General features: G+C 62.4%; 20 protein-coding genes. 14 read left to right on the forward strand and 6 right to left on the reverse strand.

The annotated features are described in order from the left end of the window. Positions 1 to 98 precede the first annotated feature (98 nt). The 4 genes from GRI32_RS07800 to GRI32_RS07815 all read left to right on the forward strand — a co-directional run bounded on the left by GRI32_RS07800 (position 99) and on the right by GRI32_RS07815 (position 3,649). Positions 99 to 692, forward strand: coding sequence for a hypothetical protein (locus GRI32_RS07800; RefSeq protein ID WP_160590865.1), 594 nt, complete (start codon positions 99 to 101; stop codon positions 690 to 692). A 48-nt stretch (positions 693 to 740) separates the two neighbouring features. Next, complete coding sequence (wecB, locus tag GRI32_RS07805; RefSeq protein ID WP_160590867.1) at positions 741 to 1,868, forward strand: non-hydrolyzing UDP-N-acetylglucosamine 2-epimerase; 1,128 nt, start codon at positions 741 to 743, stop codon at positions 1,866 to 1,868. 85 nt (positions 1,869 to 1,953) lie between these two features. Continuing rightward, positions 1,954 to 3,264, forward strand: coding sequence for a UDP-N-acetyl-D-mannosamine dehydrogenase (gene wecC / locus GRI32_RS07810; protein WP_160590869.1), 1,311 nt, complete (start codon positions 1,954 to 1,956; stop codon positions 3,262 to 3,264). 10 nt (positions 3,265 to 3,274) lie between these two features. Further along, positions 3,275 to 3,649: a hypothetical protein gene (locus GRI32_RS07815; RefSeq protein ID WP_160590871.1), complete on the forward strand. Its 375-nt coding sequence runs from the start codon at positions 3,275 to 3,277 to the stop codon at positions 3,647 to 3,649. A 13-nt stretch (positions 3,650 to 3,662) separates the two neighbouring features. On the opposite strand, the gene GRI32_RS07820 is transcribed toward GRI32_RS07815, so the two are convergent. The 3 genes from GRI32_RS07820 to GRI32_RS07830 all read right to left on the reverse strand — a co-directional run bounded on the left by GRI32_RS07820 (position 3,663) and on the right by GRI32_RS07830 (position 5,775). Next, positions 3,663 to 4,061 (reverse strand): GFA family protein, encoded by a 399-nt coding sequence (locus GRI32_RS07820; protein ID WP_160590873.1) that lies wholly within the window; start codon positions 4,059 to 4,061, stop codon positions 3,663 to 3,665. Positions 4,062 to 4,123: 62 nt separating this feature from the next. After that, the gene (gene fabI / locus GRI32_RS07825) at positions 4,124 to 4,927 is read right to left on the reverse strand and encodes an enoyl-ACP reductase FabI (protein ID WP_160590875.1); all 804 of its coding nucleotides are present in this window, start codon (positions 4,925 to 4,927) and stop codon (positions 4,124 to 4,126) included. Continuing rightward, positions 4,924 to 5,775 (reverse strand): YihY/virulence factor BrkB family protein, encoded by an 852-nt coding sequence (locus GRI32_RS07830; protein ID WP_337190186.1) that lies wholly within the window; start codon positions 5,773 to 5,775, stop codon positions 4,924 to 4,926. The genes fabI and GRI32_RS07830 overlap by 4 nt, the downstream gene beginning before the upstream one ends. Here GRI32_RS07830 and GRI32_RS10865 point away from each other — a divergent pair. Then, positions 5,768 to 5,890, forward strand: coding sequence for a hypothetical protein (locus GRI32_RS10865; protein WP_272916786.1), 123 nt, complete (start codon positions 5,768 to 5,770; stop codon positions 5,888 to 5,890). The genes GRI32_RS07830 and GRI32_RS10865 overlap by 8 nt on opposite strands. Positions 5,891 to 5,979: 89 nt before the next feature. On the opposite strand, the gene GRI32_RS07835 is transcribed toward GRI32_RS10865, so the two are convergent. Beyond that, positions 5,980 to 6,936 carry a DnaJ C-terminal domain-containing protein gene (locus GRI32_RS07835; protein WP_160590879.1) on the reverse strand — a complete coding sequence of 319 codons (957 nt, stop codon included), beginning with the start codon at positions 6,934 to 6,936 and terminating at the stop codon, positions 5,980 to 5,982. Between the two features lie 98 nt (positions 6,937 to 7,034). Here GRI32_RS07835 and pdxH point away from each other — a divergent pair, with 98 nt between their 5' ends. Genes pdxH through GRI32_RS07850 form a run of 3 tightly spaced genes read left to right on the forward strand, consistent with a single transcriptional unit; the run spans position 7,035 to position 9,384 of the window. Beyond that, positions 7,035 to 7,640, forward strand: coding sequence for a pyridoxamine 5'-phosphate oxidase (pdxH, locus tag GRI32_RS07840; RefSeq protein WP_160590881.1), 606 nt, complete (start codon positions 7,035 to 7,037; stop codon positions 7,638 to 7,640). Beyond that, positions 7,637 to 8,581 (forward strand): cation diffusion facilitator family transporter, encoded by a 945-nt coding sequence (locus GRI32_RS07845; RefSeq protein ID WP_160590883.1) that lies wholly within the window; start codon positions 7,637 to 7,639, stop codon positions 8,579 to 8,581. Before pdxH ends, GRI32_RS07845 begins: the two co-directional genes overlap by 4 nt. A gap of 2 nt (positions 8,582 to 8,583) precedes the next feature. Beyond that, a complete protein-coding gene (locus tag GRI32_RS07850; protein ID WP_160591129.1) occupies positions 8,584 to 9,384 on the forward strand; it encodes a PhzF family phenazine biosynthesis protein in 801 nt (266 codons plus the stop codon). Here GRI32_RS07850 and GRI32_RS07855 read toward each other — a convergent pair. After that, on the reverse strand, positions 9,369 to 10,511 hold the full coding sequence (locus GRI32_RS07855) for a serine hydrolase domain-containing protein (RefSeq protein ID WP_160590885.1): 1,143 nt from the start codon (positions 10,509 to 10,511) through the stop codon (positions 9,369 to 9,371). The two genes, GRI32_RS07850 and GRI32_RS07855, sit on opposite strands and share 16 nt — an antisense overlap. 32 nt (positions 10,512 to 10,543) lie before the next feature. Here GRI32_RS07855 and GRI32_RS07860 point away from each other — a divergent pair, with 32 nt between their 5' ends. After that, positions 10,544 to 10,882 carry a hypothetical protein gene (locus GRI32_RS07860; RefSeq protein WP_160590887.1) on the forward strand — a complete coding sequence of 113 codons (339 nt, stop codon included), beginning with the start codon at positions 10,544 to 10,546 and terminating at the stop codon, positions 10,880 to 10,882. Between the two features lie 21 nt (positions 10,883 to 10,903). On the opposite strand, the gene mnmA is transcribed toward GRI32_RS07860, so the two are convergent. Beyond that, complete coding sequence (mnmA, locus tag GRI32_RS07865) at positions 10,904 to 12,055, reverse strand: tRNA 2-thiouridine(34) synthase MnmA (protein ID WP_160590889.1); 1,152 nt, start codon at positions 12,053 to 12,055, stop codon at positions 10,904 to 10,906. Between the two features lie 114 nt (positions 12,056 to 12,169). On the opposite strand from mnmA, the gene GRI32_RS07870 reads away from it, so the two are divergent. From GRI32_RS07870 to GRI32_RS07890, 5 genes are all read left to right on the forward strand, one after another. After that, entirely contained in the window at positions 12,170 to 12,490 is a 321-nt protein-coding gene (locus GRI32_RS07870; RefSeq protein ID WP_160590891.1) for a hypothetical protein, read from the forward strand. Continuing rightward, on the forward strand, positions 12,487 to 12,786 hold the full coding sequence (gene sciP / locus GRI32_RS07875; RefSeq protein WP_160590893.1) for a CtrA inhibitor SciP: 300 nt from the start codon (positions 12,487 to 12,489) through the stop codon (positions 12,784 to 12,786). The genes GRI32_RS07870 and sciP overlap by 4 nt, the downstream gene beginning before the upstream one ends. 176 nt (positions 12,787 to 12,962) lie before the next feature. Further along, a complete protein-coding gene (locus GRI32_RS07880) occupies positions 12,963 to 13,229 on the forward strand; it encodes a GlsB/YeaQ/YmgE family stress response membrane protein (RefSeq protein WP_160591131.1) in 267 nt (88 codons plus the stop codon). 263 nt (positions 13,230 to 13,492) lie between these two features. Further along, positions 13,493 to 14,689 (forward strand): efflux RND transporter periplasmic adaptor subunit, encoded by a 1,197-nt coding sequence (locus GRI32_RS07885; protein ID WP_160590895.1) that lies wholly within the window; start codon positions 13,493 to 13,495, stop codon positions 14,687 to 14,689. 10 nt (positions 14,690 to 14,699) lie between these two features. Next, positions 14,700 to 18,143, forward strand: a complete 3,444-nt coding sequence (locus GRI32_RS07890; RefSeq protein WP_160590897.1) for an efflux RND transporter permease subunit — start codon at positions 14,700 to 14,702, stop codon at positions 18,141 to 18,143. The last annotated feature ends 47 nt before the right edge of the window (positions 18,144 to 18,190 follow it).

The following is an 18,190-nucleotide window of genomic DNA, read 5'->3' on the forward strand; positions in this document are numbered from 1 at the left end:
GGTCTGCCCCGCTTCAGTTATGGTTCAGGCCTGTTGCTGCCATTTGAGGCCAGCAGGTGGGCCCGGTTCCACAGGCCGGGATGTTACAGGATTATGAAATGAAACGCCTGATCGCGCTCGCCGCAACCACAGCCCTGGTCGGCATCGTATCGTCGCCCGCTCTAGCACAGGGCGAGGGCGAGGATTCCGAAAGCTACAACACGGTCATCATCTATGGCGATGATGAATGTCCCGCCACGCAAGGCGATACGATCACCGTTTGCGCGCGCATGGATGAAAGCGAACGCTATCGCATTCCGCCAAACCTGCGCCAGAGCCGGGACCCTGAAAACACTTCCTGGACCAATCGTGTGCGCAGTTTTGAAGCTGTCGGCGCGTTTGGCCCGCTGTCCTGCACCAATATCGGTGGTGGCAGTGAGCTGGGCTGCACGGCGCAGATGATCGAGGAAGCCTATCAGGAGCGGGCGGAGAACCCCAATGTCCGGTTCAGCCAGCTGATTGCGGATGAACGGCAGGAACGCCTCTCCACCATCGATGCCGAGGCTGCTGCCACGCAGCGGCGCGTGGAAGTGCTGGAGCGGGCCTATATGGACAAGCTGGAAGCCGAACGTGATGCGCCGCTTCCGGGTGAGGAAGACCTGCCCGAACTGGTCGATCCCGACGAAATTCCCGACGCACCGCCTGCCAATTGAACGCAAGGGTAGCGCATAGTTAACGAAAACCCGGCTAAGGGCCTTCATATGACAGGTCCCAGGCGCATATTGACGGTTTTCGGCACGCGGCCCGAAGCCATCAAACTCTTCCCGCTCGTCCATGCCTTGCGGGCGGACGACCGGTTCGTCTCGCGCGTGTGCGTCAGCGGCCAGCATCGCGGCATGCTCGATCAGGTGCTGGAAATTTCCGGCGTCGTTCCCGATCACGATCTGGACCTGATGCAGCCCGACCAGTCGCTGGATGAGCTGACCGCCCGCCTGCTGACCGGGCTTGGCCGTGTGATGGATGCCGAACAGCCGGACTGGGTGGTGGTGCAGGGCGATACTGCCACCGCGATGGCCGGTGCGATGGCTGCTTATTACCGCAAGATTCCGGTGTGCCATGTCGAAGCGGGCCTGCGCAGCGGCAATATCTACCAGCCCTGGCCGGAAGAGGTGAACCGCAAGATCATCGGCAATATTGCCGCCCTCCATTGCGCACCGACGGAAACGGCCCAGGCCGCCCTGCTGGCCGAGAATGTCGACCCCGGCATTGTCCACGTCACCGGCAATACGGTGATCGATGCCTTGCAGTGGATCACCGCGCGGATCGAAAAGGAGCCCCGGCTGGCCGCCGGTCTGGCGGATCTGGAAAAGCGCTTTGCCCACAAGCGCATCATCGGCGTGACCTGCCACCGGCGGGAGAATTTTGGCGAAGGCATGCAGGCTATTGCCGATGCCATCCGCCGCCTGGCTGCGCGGCCTGAAGTGGCGGTGATCTTCCCCGTCCACCTCAATCCCAATGTCCGCAAGGTGATGGACGAGCAGCTTGCCGGGGTTGAGGACGTGGCGATGATCGAACCGCTCGACTATCCGCATTTCGCACGGCTGATCGGCATCTCCGATCTGATGCTGACAGACAGCGGCGGCGTGCAGGAAGAAGCGCCCGCCTTGGGCAAGCCGGTGCTGGTGATGCGCGATACGACCGAGCGGCCCGAAGGCGTGGAAGCGGGCACGGCCATGCTGGTGGGCACCAATGCCGACCGCATCGTGGCCGAGGCCAATCGTCTGCTGGATGACCATGACGCCTATCTGGCGATGGCCCGCGCGCACAATCCCTTTGGCGATGGCCACAGCGCCGCGCGTATTTGCGATCTGCTCTGCCAGCACAGCTGAGTGGGCACAATTCCTTCCATCGTTACCGCAATATCAACCCTTTTCGGGCAGACGCCTTCGTGAGTTTTGAACGAAAGGCAGATGTATGCGCGGCGAGCAGCTTCCCACTGTAAGCGTTATCGGACTGGGATATATCGGCCTGCCAACGGCGGCCATCATCGCCCGTGGCGGCATGCAGGTGCATGGTGTGGACGTGTCCGGCCATGTGGTCGACACGATCAACCGCGGCGAGATTCATATCGAGGAAGTCGATCTGGATGGCCTGGTGCAGGGCGTGGTCCAGCGCGGCCTGCTGAAGGCCTCGCTCGAGGTTGCGCCCGCCGACGTGTTCGTGATCGCCGTGCCCACGCCCTTCGCCAAGGACGGCAAGCACACGCCCGACATCTCCTATGTGCTCGAAGCCGCGCGGGGTGTTGCTGCCGTGCTCAAGGCTGGCGATGTGATCATTCTGGAATCGACTTCGCCCGTCGGCACTACCGAGGCGATGCGCGACATGATCGCCGCCCAGCGCCCCGATCTGGCCATGCCCGGCCTGTGCGATGGCACGCCCGATGTGGCGATTGCCTATTGCCCGGAACGCGTGCTGCCCGGCCGCATTCTGGAAGAACTGACCAACAATGACCGATCCATCGGCGGGATCACGCCGCGCTGTGCGCGCAAGGCGCTGTCATTCTACAAGCGCTTCGTGCGCGGCACCTGCATCACCACCGATGCCGCCAGTGCGGAAATGACCAAGCTGGTCGAAAACGCCTATCGCGATGTGAACATCGCCTTTGCCAATGAGCTTTCGATGATTTCGGACGCGATGGGGCTGGACGTGTGGGAGGTGATCCGTCTCGCCAATCGCCATCCGCGCGTGAACATTCTCACTCCCGGCCCCGGCGTGGGCGGGCATTGTATCGCGGTGGACCCGTGGTTCATCGTCAACGGTGCGCCTGAACATTCCCCGCTGATCCGCACCGCGCGCGGCGTGAACGATGGCAAGATCCATCACGTGATCGCCAGGGCGGCGGCGCTGGTGGAAGCCAATCCGCATGCCCGCATCGCCTGCCTCGGCCTCGCCTTCAAAGCCAATATCGATGATTTCCGCGAAAGCCCCGCAAGGCTGGTCGCCGCCACATTGGCGCGCCGCTTTGGGGATCGCATCCGCGTGGTCGAACCCTATGCCGCCGAACTCCCGCGCGAATTTGAAGGGACCGGCGCCGTGCAGGTGGATGTCGATACTGCGCTGGAGGAATGCGATGTGATGATCGTGCTGGTCGATCACGACGTGTTCAAATCCGTCCCGCTGGCAGAGCGCGCGGACAAGCAGGTCTATGACACACGCGGCATCTGGCCAGACCAGCCGCGCGCAAATGCGGAACCTGTGATTGAGGCTGTGCGCAAGGCGGGCTAACCCCGCGCTTATGGTCGAGATTATCGCAGTCCCCGCACTGGTGGCGGGCCTTTATGCCTTGTGGATTGTCGGCTCGCCCGATCTGTTGCGGCTGACACAGGGCACAAGCCATGTCCGCGCCAAGGTTTCCCGGCATGAATCGGGGTCTGACGGTTTCGTGGCCATCTACCGTTTCCAGCTGCGCGAGAAGATGTGCGAGGTGCCCGGCCCGACCGCACATGTGTCACCCACGCCGCCTGTCGGGAGCGAGCGTGTTCTCAGCTTCCCGGCCCGCCGGCCCGATCTTGCACGGCCGCCAGCACCCTACATGCGCTCATTCATGTATCTCGGCTTCGCGGCGTGGCTCGGTTTCTTTTCGGACCTGATGTTTCACTGGATGCGCTGAATCCCCGCGGCTCCTATCCGCCCGGAAAGCGCTCGAACTCAGGCAGGTCCGAAACCGTTTCCATCCACTTGCGGCGCTCCGCCACCTGAACATGGGCCGTCGGCGCAAATTCATCGGGATCATCCAGCGTCACCGTCTGGATATCGACGATTCCGGGCAGGAAATCCTCATTGAAGAAGAACAGCGGCGTGCCGCAATTGCCGCAGAAATTGCGGATCGATTTGCCAGAGCCATTATAGGCGCTCGGCTCACCCCTGGTGATCCGGAAACTGTCCGATCTGAAGGCAATCCAGGCCACCATCGGTGCGCCCGATCCCATCTGGCAGTCGCGGCAATGGCACAGCGCGTGGTGCGCGCTGTCACCTTCAGCCTCGTAACGGATATTCCCGCAGCGGCACCCACCTGTAATCATCTTTCATCCTCCCGGCCGAGTCGGTTGGAACATATCACGAACGGCACGGGTCATGAAAGGGCTCAGGTCAGGGCAATATCCGGCGCGTCTTCCTGCTTCATGCCCACGACGTGATAGCCGCCATCGACATGATGCACCTCGCCGGTAACGCCGGATGAGAGGTCGGACAGGAAATACAGGCCCGATCCGCCCACGTCCTCAATCGTCACATTGCGGCGCAAAGGTGCGTTCAATTCGTTCCATTTGAGGATGTAGCGGAAATCGCCGATGCCGCTGGCGGCCAGCGTCTTGATCGGCCCCGCACTGATCGCGTTGACGCGGATATTGTCCGGCCCAAGGTCATTGGCGAGATATTTCACGCTCGATTCCAGCGCCGCCTTGGCCACGCCCATGACATTGTAATGCGGCACGACTTTCTCCGCGCCGTAATAGGTCAGCGTGACGATTGATCCGCCGTCCGTCATCAGCGGTGCCGCGCGCTTGGTAGCGGCGACCAGCGAATAGGCGGAGATGTTCATCGTCATCAGGAAGTTTTCGAGGCTGGTGTCGACATATTTGCCGCGCAGCTCCGCCTTGTCGGAAAAGCCGATGGCGTGGACCAGGAAATCCATCTTGCCCCAGCGCGCCTCTATCTGCGCAAAGGCGGCATCCATCGCCGCCATGTCAGACACATCGCATTCGATCAGAAAGTCCGACCCGACCTGTTCGGCCAGCGGCCCGACGCGCTTCTTCAACGCTTCGCCCTGATAGGAAAAAGCCATCTCGGCCCCGGCCTCATGCAGCCTTTTCGCGATTCCCCAGGCCAAGGATTTATCATTGGCCAGCCCCATGATCAGGCCCCGCTTACCCTGCATCAGCGAAGTCATGCCGTATTCTCCTGCCCTTTTTCGCTCTTGTCTGTGTTACCGGCGCCCTCCTGCTCGTCATCGGACGTTCCGGCAAGCGCGGCGTTGAGTTCCGCACCTGCGACCATCCCTAGTCCTACAAGCCAGAAAAAGAAAAGTGCGATCATGATGCCCGCCAGAGATCCGTAGGTCAGGTCATAGGCAAACAGGGATCGCAACACCCGCGGCAGCATGGCGGTAACGGCCACCCACCACAGTGTCACCAGCATCGCGCCGGGCCATTTGGGATAGCGGCTGCGGCGAAATTGCGTGGGGGTCAGCGTGTAGAACAGCATGTAGATCGAACCGAACAGGCCCAGCCCGGGGACGATCCTGGACCAGGCGAGCTGTCCCAATGCGTCGGTAAACTGGGGGAAATAGGCCGAAATCACCTGTTGTGCAGTGCCGATGACAACCTGCGCGAACAGCGAGAAGATCAACAGCAGGACCGCCACGATGATGATGCCGGTGGAGAACAGGCGATATTGCCAGAAGGCCCTTGTCGCCTGCACCCCATAGGCGCGGCGCAGGATATCGCGGATCGTCTCGATCAGGCTGCCTACGGTCCACAGGCCGATCAGCGCGCCGACCCACAGGAACGGGCCGGTACGCGCTTCCACCACATTGCGGGCAACCGGTTCGATCACATCACCCACTACCGGCGGCAGGGCGGAAAGCACTGCGCCAATCGTGGCGGCGCGGTCGGCCTGCTCCCCGACAAGCGAGAAGGCTGCGGCCCCGGTGATGAAGAAAGGGAAGATCGCCAGGATCGACATATAGGCCAGATTGCCGGCGTGGATCAGCCCGTCATTATAGCAGCCGATGACCACGCGCCGGACAATTGCCCACACGCTGACCGCCGCCGAGCGCAGCTGCCTGTGCGGCGACACCGATCCACCCGCCGGTCTGGCCCGCGTTTCAGCAGAGCGGCCGGACTTTGGCTGATCTGCTTTCAGATCGGACTGTGTGCCGGGATTAGCCATCGCCTTGTACTTCTAACAGGCGTGGCCCGTGTGTCGAGCAATGGCGCGCGTTCAGACGCCCAGATCGCCGCGGATGTCGCTTTCGTCCTTCCAGCCTTCCAGCCGGGATGCGAGTTCGGCAATATCCTCGGGCAATTCGATTTCCAGCGCGACCAGCTGATCGCCGCGGCCACCGGCCTTGCGTGAAAAGCCCTTGCCCTTGAGCCGCAGCACCTTGCCCGATCCGGAGCCTGCCGCGACTGTCAGCATGACCGGCCCGTCAACCGTGGGGACCTTCACCTTGGCGCCGTTGACCGCTTCATCCAGCGTGATGGGCAGCTCCAGGCGGACATCGTCTCCATCGCGGGTGAAGAAGCCATGCGGCTGGATTTCGATGGTCACCAGCGCATCGCCATTGCCCGCAGGACCCGACTGGCCCTTGCCCTTCAGCCGCATCTGCGTGCCATCCTCGACACCGGCGGGAAGCTTGAGATCGATGGTCTTGCCATCGCCCAGCGTAATCCGCTGGGGGCTGAGCGTGGCGGCATCCACGAAGGGGACCTTGAGCCGGTAATTGACATTGGCACCGCGTTGCGGCGGGGGCGGTGGCCTGCGGTTGAAACCCTGCCCACCCATTCCGGATGGGCCGCGCTGTGCGCCGCCGCGGCCGAACAGGCCTTCGAACAGGTCGCTGATATCGACTTCCTCACCGCCGCCAAAGCCGCTGGAGGAATAGCCGCGCTGGCCGCCAAACGGGCCACCGGCGCCGCCCGACCGGTCACCGCCCATGCCAAACGGCATGGCGGGATTGCCATCGGCGTCAATTTCCCCGCGATCGAACTTGGCTCTCTTGTCCTTGTCCGACAGCAGGTCATAAGCCCTGGTCACGTCGGAAAACCGTTCGGATGCGTCGGGCTTGTCGGCGTTGCGGTCCGGATGCAGCTCCTTTGCGAGCTTGCGATAGGCGGACTTGATGTCCTGCTCGCTCGCGCTGCGCGGTACGCCAAGTGTGCTGTAAGGGTCGCTCATGGTGTATTAGCTAGGTAATGCAATGGTCTTAGGCAAGCGCTGGTGCATGCCAGCATGCATCTTTCCTCCACCGGGCAGGACGACTAGAGGCTGAAACCATGACTGATGAAAGCAACGTGATCCCGGCCACCGATCCCTTCGCCCTGTTTGACGCATGGTTCGCCGAAGCCCGCACTTCCGAGCCCAATGACGCCAACGCCATGGCTCTGGCCACGGCCACGCCCGACGCCGCACCGTCTGTGCGCATGGTGCTGCTGAAGGGTCACGATGCCTGCGGCTTCGTTTTCTATACCAATGCGCACAGCCGCAAGGGCGGGGAGGTTCTCGCCAATCCGCAGGCAGCCTTGCTGTTCCACTGGAAGAGCCTGCGCCGCCAGATTCGCATTGAAGGCCCGCTGGAAGAAGTGAGCGCGCAGGAGGCCGATGACTATTTCCATTCGCGGCCCTTCGTCTCGCAGGTGGGGTCGGCGGCTTCGGACCAGTCGCGCCCGCTGGACAACCGCGCCACCTATCTGGCCCGCGTGGAGGAAATTTCCGAAGCGTTCAGTTCGGCAGGGGAAGTGCCGCGACCGCCGCACTGGACCGGTTTTCGCCTTTCCCCGCAGCGGATGGAATTCTGGATCGACAGGCCCAACCGCCTGCATGAACGGCGTCAGTTCACCTTGTCGGGTGACCAGTGGAACAGCACGTTGCTCTATCCATGAGCCTGGACCGTTTCAGCAAGAGTGCGCTGGCAAAAAGCGCCGCCTTCGCTTCCATCAGCGTGGCCATATTGCTTGTTTCGCTCAAGACATGGGCGGCATGGAAGACGGGTTCCGCGGCCATGCTCGGCAGTCTGGCGGATAGCGCGCTGGACCTTGTCGCCAGCGTTGCAACGCTGCTGGGCGTTTGGATTGCGGCACAGCCCGCAGACGAGAATCACCGCTTTGGCCACGGCAAGGCAGAAGCATTGGCGGCGATGTTCCAGGTCCTGCTGATCACCATTTCGGCCACCGGCATTGCCTATCGCTCCACCACGCAGCTGATCGATGGCACGCGAATACAGTCTGCTCCCGAAGGGATCGGCGTATCGCTGATCGCGATTGTGGCGACCGTGGCCCTGCTGGCGTGGCAGCGTTTCGTGCTGGCGCGCACGGGGTCGGTGGCGATCCGGGCGGATCATGTCCATTACCAGTCGGACCTGTTCCTCAACCTGTCGGTGATCGCGGCGCTGGGGCTGGATGCCTATCTCGATATCGGCTGGGCCGATCCGGTATTCGGTCTGGCGATCGCCGCGTGGCTGATTTTTGGCGCATGGCGCGCCTCTGCCGCCGGGATTGGTGAGCTGATGGATGCCGAATGGCCCGATGCAAAGCGCCGCGCATTCGTGGAACGCGCAGCCCGCCACCCCGAACTCAGCCGCATGCACGATCTGCGCACGCGCAGCGCGGGCAATACCGATTTCGTGCAGTTCCATGTCGATCTGCCCGGGGAGATGACCATCGATGCCGCGCATGACATCATCGCCCGTGTTGAAACCGATCTGATGAGGGCGTTCCCCGGCACCGAAATCCTCATCCATATCGACCCGGAAGGCCATGTGGACGAGCCGGGCAACCCGCTGGTGGAAATGGATGAATTCGACAATCTGAGGAGCGCGCAGTGAGCCTGGCGACAATCCCTTACTGGCATGTCGATGCCTTTGCTTCAAAGCTGTTCGGCGGCAATCAGGCGGCGGTGATGATGCTGGATCAGTGGCCGGCGGATGATGTGCTGCAGGCGGCGGCGGCAGAGAACATGTTCGCCGAAACCGCTTTCCTCCTGCCCGACGCCAGCGGCGCGGCCGACTATGAATTGCGCTGGTTCACGCCGGAAGTGGAAGTGGAGCTGTGCGGCCATGCCACTCTGGCCTCCGGTCATGTCGTGCTCGGCCAGGAGCGCGACCGCAAGGCAGTGACATTTCGCACGCGCAAGGCCGGTGTGCTGGAAGTTCGGCGTGCACAAGCGGGCTATGAGCTGGGCTTGCCTGCCATTCACGTGACCGGCGCGGCGAGCGCGGAAATGCTTGCCGGTCTGCGCTGCGATCCGATTGAAAGCTTCGCCGACGATCGCGGCTATGTGATCGCGCTTTATGCCGATGAGCAGGCCGTGCGCGGCCTCGATCCCGACATGGCAGCGCTGGCCCAATACGGTGACACCATGTTCATCTGCACTGCCCTGGGTGAGGCGGTGGACGTCGTCAGCCGCGTGTTCGTGCCGGGAGCGGGCATTCCGGAAGACAGCGCCACCGGATCAGCCCATGCTGCGCTGACCGTATTGTGGGCGGCCCGGCTGGGGAAGAGCAGCTTCACAGCACATCAGGCATCCTCACGCGGCGCCGACCTTGTCTGCCGCCTTGACGGTGACCGGGTGTCGCTTGCCGGCGAATGTGTGAGTGTGGTGGAGGGCCGCTTCTACCTTTCCGGGTAGAGCGCCACCAGCTCCGCCAGCACATCGACCAGGGCGGCGCGGTCTTCCTCATCCGTCTTGCCCAGTCGAACAACCGTCAGCCCCTGGCTTGGCGAGACGAGGATATACTGGCCCAGATGGCCAACCGCAGCGAACAGGCTTTGCGGCCCCTGATCGGCAAACAGCACGTCGCGGTCTGTTCCCGATGGGCGGTTGAGCCAGACCATCGCGCCATAATCGGGCGCGCGAGTATTCTCGCTGCGCATGAAGCTGATCCAGCCGCGCGGCACCACCTGCACACCGCCAACCGATCCGCCATTGCGCAGCAGCTCGCCAAACCGGCCCCAGTCACGCGCATTGGCCCAGATGGAGCTGCCGCCAACCATCGTGCCCGCCGCATCATATTCCGCCACCAGCGAATCCATTCCCAGCGGCACCGCCAGCCGCGAATCGATGAAATGGGCCATGGCCTGCTGGCGTTCGGCGGGGTCGCCATCGGGTGCCAGCAGGCGAGTTGCGATATCGGACAGGATGACTGCACTGGGCGTGGAATATTGAAAAACGCGGCCTGGCTCCTGCTCCAGCGGCTGCGCCTCAGCCCAGGCGGCCATGTCATCGCGCCCGTCCAGGAACATCATCCGGACCTCTGCCGAATCGTAGGTCGGCTCGGCCATTTCCTGATGGCGCAGGCCTGATCGCATTTGCAGTAACTGCCGCAGGGTGATCTCGCCGCGCGGATCTCCGGCGCGCTGCCAGTGTTCGATGGGCGGCGAATCGTCGAGCGCCAGCCGGCCATCGGCCACCATCATGCCCAGCAGAACGCCGGTAACGGTCTTGGAAACGGACCAGCCGACAAAGCGCGTCTTCGCATCGAAACCCTCGGCGTAGCGCTCGGCCACGATCTTGCCGTTGTGCATCACCAGCACGGCGCGCGTCTCGCCAATGCCATCGCGTGCAAACAGCGCATCCACGGCGCGGGCCAGCGATTCTCGCGGAACGCCCGGCTCTACCGCGACAGCCTCCAGCGCGCCTTCGGGCAGCGGCGGCAGGGGCGGCGGGCCGGTTTCATTGCACCCTGCCAGCAGCGCAAGCGCCAGAACGCTTGGCCACAGCAGGCATCGGCGGCTAGAGAGGGAACGGCGCATCATGGGCGCACCCCTAATCCTGCAGGCAGGCGAGAATGGCAACCGCAAAGACAAGACATAAAGGGTGGCTCAGCTATCTGTTCGTGGGCGTGCTGGCAGTGGGCGGTGGCGCCTATTTCTATCACGGTACGATCGCGGGCTATGGTGCGGCGGGCACGGCTTACGGCGCCAAGAACGCCTGTTCCTGCCGTTATCTTGCCGGACGCGGACTGGATAGTTGCGAGGAGGATTTCGTACCGGGGATGGAGGCCGTCTTCCTGTCCGATGACGAGGATGAGCGCGCCGTTACCGCCTATATCCCGCTGATCGCCAGCAACACCGCGCGTTACCGTGAGGGCTTCGGCTGCGTGCTGGATGGCTGGGACGGCGCCTGAAAACTGGGATTGGGCCTGCGATCAGGCGGCGGTTGTCGCCGCGATCCAGCCACCGCCGACAACCCGCTCACCGTGATAGATGACGGCCGCCTGCCCCGGCGCCACGCCGAATTCGGGATTTTCGAAGCGTATCGTGCAGCTGGCACCTTCGCCCAGCGAACCTTCCAGCGTAACCGGAACCGGTTTGGACAATGACCGCACCTTTGCCGTCAGCTGGCCTACCGGCATCGGGCCGATGCGGTTGGTTTCGACGATCTGCGCCGCGCTTACCGCCAGCATGCGCTTTGGCCCCACGCGCACCTCGGCGCTCTCGGGATCGAGATTGACCACGTACAGCGGCTCTGCCTGTCCGCCGATTTCCAGACCGCGCCGCTGGCCGACGGTGAAATGGATGATGCCCGGGTGCTGGCCCAGTACTTCGCCGCTCTGTGCATGGACGATATTGCCCGGGCGCCCGGCTTCGGGCCGCATCGCCTTGACGATCCGCGCATAGTCTCCATCGGGCACGAAGCAGATGTCCTGACTGTCCGGCTTGGCGGCCACCGTCAGGCCGAATTCCTCGGCAATGCGGCGCACTTCCTGCTTGGGCAGGCCGCCCAGCGGGAAGCGCAGGAAATCCATCTGCGCATCTGTGGTGGCATAGAGGAAATATGACTGGTCACGCGCCGGATCCAGCGCGCGGTGCAATTGCGCACCGCCTTCAGCCTCCACCCGGCGTACGTAATGGCCGGTGGCCAGGCAATCTGCGCCCAGCTCGCGCGCCATGCGCAGCAGATCGGTGAACTTTGGCCCCATATTGCAGCGAATGCACGGAATCGGCGTGCGCCCGGCGAGATATTCATCGGCGAAAGTTTCAACCACTTCCTCGCGAAAGGCGGTTTCATGGTCGAACACGTAATGGGCAATGCCAAGCCGGTCTGCGACCATCCGCGCATCCTGGATATCGTCGCCCGCACAGCAGGCGCCCTTGCGCCCGGTGGCCGCGCCGTAATCATACAGCTGCAGCGTAATGCCGATCACTTCCGCGCCGCTGGCCGCAGCCAGTGCGGCAACGACAGAGCTGTCCACTCCGCCCGACATGGCGACCACGATGCGGCACTGCGCCGCCGGGCGCGGCAGATCAAACAGCGCCGCGGCGTTAACCGCATTGTCGAGAAAGGCAGGTGCGTTCATGCGATGCGCCCATACACTTCCTGCGCCTGTGCGCCAATTCCCCAGGTGAAGTGGTAACTTACCGTTAAGTTTGGCTTTACCGCTTCTTGAGAGTTGCCGTTGTAAGGCCGCGTCATGTTTGAAGGAAAACTTCCAAAAGCGCACTTCGCGCCTGATTTTTCACAGCAATCCGCCCGTGCCGGATCGCTGCGTCAAATGACCTGGAGCGATCTGCGCGCCCGGCTGGAGGCGGCGCATGACCTGCACGCGGCCATGGGCCATGCACACGAAGATGGCGTTGCCAGTTTCGATGCCCATCATGCGCGGCACATTGCTGCACTGGCAGATAGCAAACAGCCCGTTAACCCTGATGATTTAGCCATTGGCAAAGAGCTTGGTTGCAGAAGGGTCACATCGTCAGATGATGACACCTGCACCGACCGAGGAAATTCATGATAGAGAACCAGAAAATACGTCCTGCGCAGGTAATTGGCCCACTCGGGGAACCCCTGACCGTGGCCGACTTGCCTTCGCCCAAGACGAAGCGCTGGGTGGTGCGGCGCAAGGCTGAAGTCGTGGCTGCGGTCAATGGCGGCCTGCTGACCATCGACGAAGTGCTCGAACGCTATGGGCTGACGCTGGAAGAATTCGCCAGCTGGCAGCGGGCGGTCGATCGTTCCGGCATGCAGGGCCTGCGCGTCACGCGCATCCAGCACTACCGCGATCTGTATGAGCGTCAGCTGAAATACTGATCGCATTCCTCCACGATGGTGCCAACGGGGCAGCCTGCATCAAATCCTTGGACTCTTGGCTTGCAGGAAGGCATGCTTCCACCCATGCGCGGCGTATGATCGCCGGAACGTCTGGCTATTTGCGGCGTTGAATGATCGCGGGGCTGGACGGCGCTAGCAAGCAGGAGGAGAGTTTTATGGGTTGGATTATCGCAATTATCGTGGGCGGCGTTGCCGGCTGGCTGGCCAGCAAGGTCATGAACCGTGATGCCTCGATGGGCATTATGTGGAATGTCATTGTTGGTATTGTCGGCTCGCTGATCGGCAATCTGCTTGCTGGCCCGCTGCTCGGCATCAACACCTCGATCCAGGAATTCTCGATTATCGGCCTGGTCGTCGCAGTTGTCGGTGCCGTTGTGCTGCTGGGCGTCGTAAACCTCGTCCAGCGGGGCAAAGTTCGCTAATTCGGCGAGTTTGCGGGAGCCCTGAGGGCTTCGACAAAATGTTACAATTCCTACAAAGGGGCCGGAAACGCTGGTTTTCCGGCCCTTTTTGGTTGCGACTTGCAACTCTTGGTCGTGCGCCATCAATCCTTGGCCGAAGGCTGCGTTGCGGTGCACACAGCTTCGGTATATGGCGCTGACCATACGGCAATTGGGCCCTGTCGCCCGCCATTGTGATCCATGGTATGGATCCGGAACGCCGGAAACAGAGGCTGATAGCGCGGATGAATTACGAAACTCGGGTAAATTTGAGCGATGCGTCAGACCATGGCGTGATGGCGGATGGCGATGCGCCGTCCGGTGAAGCAAGCCGCAAACGCCGGATGATTATTGCTGTGGTGGTGGCCGTTGCGGCTATCATCATAGCCGCCCTGATGCTTGTCGGCGGTGAAAGCGAAACCCCGTTCGCGCCCGAACAGGATGGCACCACGCCAGCCGTGACCGTGATCAGCCCCGGCTCCGGCACCTATGCCGGCATGATCAATGTCACCGGCACACTTGCTGCGCGCCGCGAACTTCCTGTGGGTGTTGTGGGCGAAGGCGGCCGCGTTGTTTCCGTTCCGGTAGAAGCGGGCCAGTGGGTGCGTGCCGGACAGGTGCTGGCGGTTATCGACCGTTCCGTCCAGACGCAGCAGACCGCTAGTTCCGCAGCCCAGATCGAAGTGGCCCAGGCCGATGCGAACCTGGCGCAGGCCAACCTGGACCGTGCCACGCAACTGGTGGCGCGCGGCTTCATCAGCCAGGCCGATATCGACCGGCTGACCGCCACAAGGGATGCGGCAGTGGCCCGCGTACGGGTTGCCCAGGCGCAGTTTGGTGAGCGCCAGGCGCGCAATGCCCAGCTCAATATCGTGGCTCCGGCGGCCGGCTTGCTGCTGGAACGCAATGTGGAGCCGGGACAGGTCGTTGGCGCCGGTTCGGGCGTGCTGTTTTCCATCGCGCAGGGCGGACAGATGGAACTGCTGGCCCAGATTGGCGAGACCGAACTCAGCATGATCCCCGTTGGCGCAACGGGCACGGTGGTGCCGGTTGGCACGGACCAGAGCTTCACCTGCCAGGTCTGGCAGAAAAGCCCGGTAATCGATGAGATGACGCGGCAAGGTACAGCCCGCTGCGCCATGCCATATAATGCCGCGCTGCGCCCGGGCGGCTTCGCCTCGATTGAAATCAACAGCGGAGCAGTTGTTGCTCCCCGCCTGCCGGAAAGCGCCATCCTGTCTGACGACAAGGGCAGCTATGTCTATATCGTCGATGCCGATGACAAGGTGGAGCGACGCAATGTCGAACTGGGCATGATCAGCGATGAGGGCATCGTGGTCGCGTCGGGTCTGGATGGCAGCGAACGTATCGTTGCCCGGGCCGGTGGTTTCCTGTCACCCGGCGAAAGCATCCGCCCCGTCCTCGCCTCTTCGGCAGATTGATCATAACGGCATGAATTTCCGGAACATCTCCGCCTGGTCGATCCGCAATCCGATCGTCCCCATCCTGGCCTTCATCGGCCTGATGATGGCCGGCATCGCCTCGTTCCAGGATATGGATATCCAGGATCGTCCGGACATTGAATTCCCGGCTGTTCAGGTCAGAATTTCGCTGCCCGGCGCCGCGCCGCCCGAGATTGAGAACCAGATCACCCAGCGCGTAGAGGCTGCGGTGCAGACGCTCGACGGGATTGAAACCATCCGTTCGACCGCCTCGGAAGGCAGTTCCTTCACGGATATCGAATTCGCCCTTGGCACCGATATCGCCGAAGCGGTGAATGAGGTTAAGAGCGAGATAGACAATATTCGCGGCGAATTGCCTGACGGCATTCTGGAGCCGCGCGTTGCCAAGCAACAGACGTCATCGCAGCCGATCGTCTATTTTGGCGTCACGGCTGACGACATGACGCTGGAGCAGTTGAGCTGGTTCATCGATGACACGATCACCAAGGAACTGCTGACAGTTCCGGGCCTTGCCGAAGTGGGCCGCGGCGGCGGGGTCGATCGGGAAATCCTGGTTATCCTCGATCCGGGCAAGATGCAGGCGCTTGGCGTTACGGCTAGCCAGGTCAACAATGCGCTTCGCCAGCTCAATCTGAATGCTGCGGGCGGCCAGTCCGAAATCGCCGGGTCTCGCCAGTCTGTGCGCGTGCTGGGCAATGCCGATTCTGCCTATGAATTGTCACAGACACAGATCTCGCTGGGTGGCGGGCGCACGGTGAAACTTTCCGATATCGGCAGCGTCAGCGATTCCTTCGGGGAGATCAATTCGCTCGCCAAGATTGACGGCAAGCAGGTTGTCACCTTCTCCATCAGCCGTGCTCGCGGTGAATCCGATGTCCGCGTCTATGACGAGGCAGTCGAGGTTCTTGAGCGGGTTGAGGCGGAGAATCCGGGCATCAAGTTCACCCGCCTGTTTACCGAGGTGGATTACACCCGCGAGCAGTACGAAAGCTCGATGGCGCTGATGGTCGAGGGCGCGTTGCTCGCGGTTGTCGTCGTCTTCCTGTTCCTGCGCGACTGGCGGGCGACCATCATCGCTGCGCTGGCGATTCCGCTGTCGGCCATCCCGACCTTCTATTTCATGGACCTGCTCGGCTTTTCGCTGAACACGCTGTCATTGCTCGCACTCGGATTGGTGGCGGGTGTCCTTGTCGATGACGCCATTGTCGAGATTGAGAATATCGTGCGCCACATGCGCATGGGCAAAAGCGCTTATCAGGCGTCTATCGATGCGGCTGACGAGATTGGCCTGGCGGTTGTGGCGACCACTTTCTGTATTGTCGCCGTGTTCCTGCCGGTTGGCATGATGCCGGGTATTTCGGGCCAGTTCTTCAAGAATTTCGGCCTGACCGTGGTGGCATCCGTGCTGATGTCGCTGGCGGTTGCGCGTATGATCACACCCATGATCGCAGCCTATTTCCTCAAGGCTAAGGGGCAGGCCTCGCACGGCGAAGGCCCGCTGATGGATGCCTATATGAAGGTGCTGCGCTGGTCGATCGACACCACTGCATATCGCGCCATGCGCGAACGGATCGGCAAGACGTCGACCCGCCTGTGGTTCCACCTTGCTGCAATCGTGGTGGGCGGCCTGGTGATTTATGGCATCATGCAATTCATGGGCGGCGGCGGTGATGAAGCGGCGAGCGCGGCGAGCGCGGCTGGCGCAGTGGACGCATCGGAGCAGGGGCGGCAGTGGCCATCCTTCCCGATGATGATGCTTGGCCTTGCCGGTGCCTATGTCATCGGCGGGATCATCAATTTCCTGATCGGCCTGATTGCCGGCCTGTTCGTTGGTTATGAGAGATTCCAGTTCATCGCGCGCTCGCGCTATCTTGCCGCGCGCCTGCTCGATCACCGCATCTGGATGATGCTGCTGGGCTTCGTGTCGCTGGGCATTACCGTGCTGATCGGCGCCAACCTGCCGCAGCAGTTCTTCCCTGACAGTGACAGCGATTTTGCGATGATCCAGGTCTCGATGGTGCCGGGCACCACGCTGGAGCAGACCGACAAGGTCATCCAGGAAATTGCCGACCGGATGGAGCAGGAGCAGGAAGTCGATCTGGCGCTGGGCATCGTCAATGAAGGGTCGGGCATGGTGCGACTGGTGCTGTCTCCGGACCGCGTGCGCTCCAGCATTGATTTCGAACGCGAGATGACGCCCGTCCTGCAGAATATTGCCGATGCGCGGGTGAATTTCCAGAACCAGCAGAATGGCGGCGGCGGCGGAACGGGCCGCGAGATTTCCATCCTCCTGTCAGGTTCCGATCCTGAGCAACTGAACGAAACCGCCAATATCCTGGTCGAACAGATGGCCACGGTGGAAGGTGCGGTTGCGCCGCGTATCGATTATGATCTGCAGCGGCCGGAACTGATCATCACCCCGCGTGAGGATCTGGCCGCCAGCATGGGCGTGACAACGCAGGCGCTCAGCCAGGCGATCCGCATCGCCACACTTGGCGATATTGACCAGAATGCCGCCAAGTTCTCGCTCTCCGATCGCCAGATCCCGATCCGTGTCCGTCTGGCGGAGGATGCGCGACGCGACGTGTCGACCATTCGCAACCTGCCTGTGCCAACCGGAACGGGCGGCTCCGTCCCGCTCAGCCGTGTGGCCGATATCTCCTTCGGCATGGGCCCCGCCTCGATCGAGCGCTACAACCAGAATCGCCGCGTCTTCGTAGGCGTCGATGTGGCTGCCGATTTTGCCCGCGGCACGGTCTACAACTCCATTCAGGCGCTGCCGATCATGCAGAACCTGCCCACGGGCGTGACCGAACAGCCGGTGGGCGCCGATGAATGGCAACAGGATCTGATCGGCGCTTTCATCACTGCCGTGCTGACCGGCTTCCTGCTGGTGTTCTCCGTGCTGGTGCTGCTCTATCGCCGCCTTGTCTCGCCGCTGGTGAACATGGGCTCACTGCTGCTGGCACCGCTTGGCGGGATGATCCTGCTGGCCGCCGTTGGCCAGCCGATCTCCCTGCCGGTCTTCATCGGCATGCTGATGTTGCTGGGCATTGTTGCCAAGAACTCGATCCTGCTGATCGACTTCGCTCTGGAAGAGATGGCGCTGGGCAAATCCAAGCGTGAAGCGATTATGGAGGCGGGCCACAAGCGTGCCCAGCCTATCATCATGACCACGGTGGCCATGACTGCGGGCATGGTGCCCACCGCCCTGTCGCTCACTGGCGACTCGGCCTGGCGCGCGCCCATGGGCACGGTGGTGATCGGCGGCCTGCTGCTGTCCACCGCGCTGACGCTGCTGATCGTGCCGGCCGGCTTCAGCCTGGCGGATGGACTGGAAAAGCGCCTCGGCCCGTGGCTGCGCAACACCTTCCTCACCTTCAAGCCGGGCGATGACCGCTCCGGTTCGACGGAGGCCGCTCCCGCAGAGTGAGGGGGCGTTTTGTGAGCCGCAAACCTCCCTCCATTTTCATGCCAAGG

The organism is Alteraurantiacibacter aestuarii, from assembly GCF_009827405.1.
GTDB lineage: Bacteria > Pseudomonadota > Alphaproteobacteria > Sphingomonadales > Sphingomonadaceae > Alteraurantiacibacter > Alteraurantiacibacter aestuarii.

Excerpts from the sequence above, each read along its gene's own strand:
- pdxH (WP_160590881.1), top strand. The coding sequence starts at position 7,035 with ATGACTGATGAAAGCAACGTGATCCCGGCCACCGATCCCTTCGCCCTG.
- GRI32_RS07885 (WP_160590895.1), top strand. The coding sequence starts at position 13,493 with ATGAATTACGAAACTCGGGTAAATTTGAGCGATGCGTCAGACCATGGC.
- GRI32_RS07800 (WP_160590865.1), top strand. The coding sequence starts at position 99 with ATGAAACGCCTGATCGCGCTCGCCGCAACCACAGCCCTGGTCGGCATC.
- GRI32_RS10865 (WP_272916786.1), top strand. The coding sequence starts at position 5,768 with ATGACCACGCGCCGGACAATTGCCCACACGCTGACCGCCGCCGAGCGC.
- GRI32_RS07880 (WP_160591131.1), top strand. The coding sequence starts at position 12,963 with ATGGGTTGGATTATCGCAATTATCGTGGGCGGCGTTGCCGGCTGGCTG.
- GRI32_RS07815 (WP_160590871.1), top strand. The coding sequence starts at position 3,275 with ATGGTCGAGATTATCGCAGTCCCCGCACTGGTGGCGGGCCTTTATGCC.
- GRI32_RS07860 (WP_160590887.1), top strand. The coding sequence starts at position 10,544 with ATGGCAACCGCAAAGACAAGACATAAAGGGTGGCTCAGCTATCTGTTC.
- GRI32_RS07845 (WP_160590883.1), top strand. The coding sequence starts at position 7,637 with ATGAGCCTGGACCGTTTCAGCAAGAGTGCGCTGGCAAAAAGCGCCGCC.
- wecB (WP_160590867.1), top strand. The coding sequence starts at position 741 with ATGACAGGTCCCAGGCGCATATTGACGGTTTTCGGCACGCGGCCCGAA.
- fabI (WP_160590875.1), bottom strand. The coding sequence starts at position 4,927 with ATGACTTCGCTGATGCAGGGTAAGCGGGGCCTGATCATGGGGCTGGCC.
- GRI32_RS07870 (WP_160590891.1), top strand. The coding sequence starts at position 12,170 with ATGTTTGAAGGAAAACTTCCAAAAGCGCACTTCGCGCCTGATTTTTCA.
- GRI32_RS07890 (WP_160590897.1), top strand. The coding sequence starts at position 14,700 with ATGAATTTCCGGAACATCTCCGCCTGGTCGATCCGCAATCCGATCGTC.
- GRI32_RS07855 (WP_160590885.1), bottom strand. The coding sequence starts at position 10,511 with ATGATGCGCCGTTCCCTCTCTAGCCGCCGATGCCTGCTGTGGCCAAGC.
- GRI32_RS07835 (WP_160590879.1), bottom strand. The coding sequence starts at position 6,936 with ATGAGCGACCCTTACAGCACACTTGGCGTACCGCGCAGCGCGAGCGAG.
- mnmA (WP_160590889.1), bottom strand. The coding sequence starts at position 12,055 with ATGAACGCACCTGCCTTTCTCGACAATGCGGTTAACGCCGCGGCGCTG.
- sciP (WP_160590893.1), top strand. The coding sequence starts at position 12,487 with ATGATAGAGAACCAGAAAATACGTCCTGCGCAGGTAATTGGCCCACTC.
- GRI32_RS07820 (WP_160590873.1), bottom strand. The coding sequence starts at position 4,061 with ATGATTACAGGTGGGTGCCGCTGCGGGAATATCCGTTACGAGGCTGAA.
- wecC (WP_160590869.1), top strand. The coding sequence starts at position 1,954 with ATGCGCGGCGAGCAGCTTCCCACTGTAAGCGTTATCGGACTGGGATAT.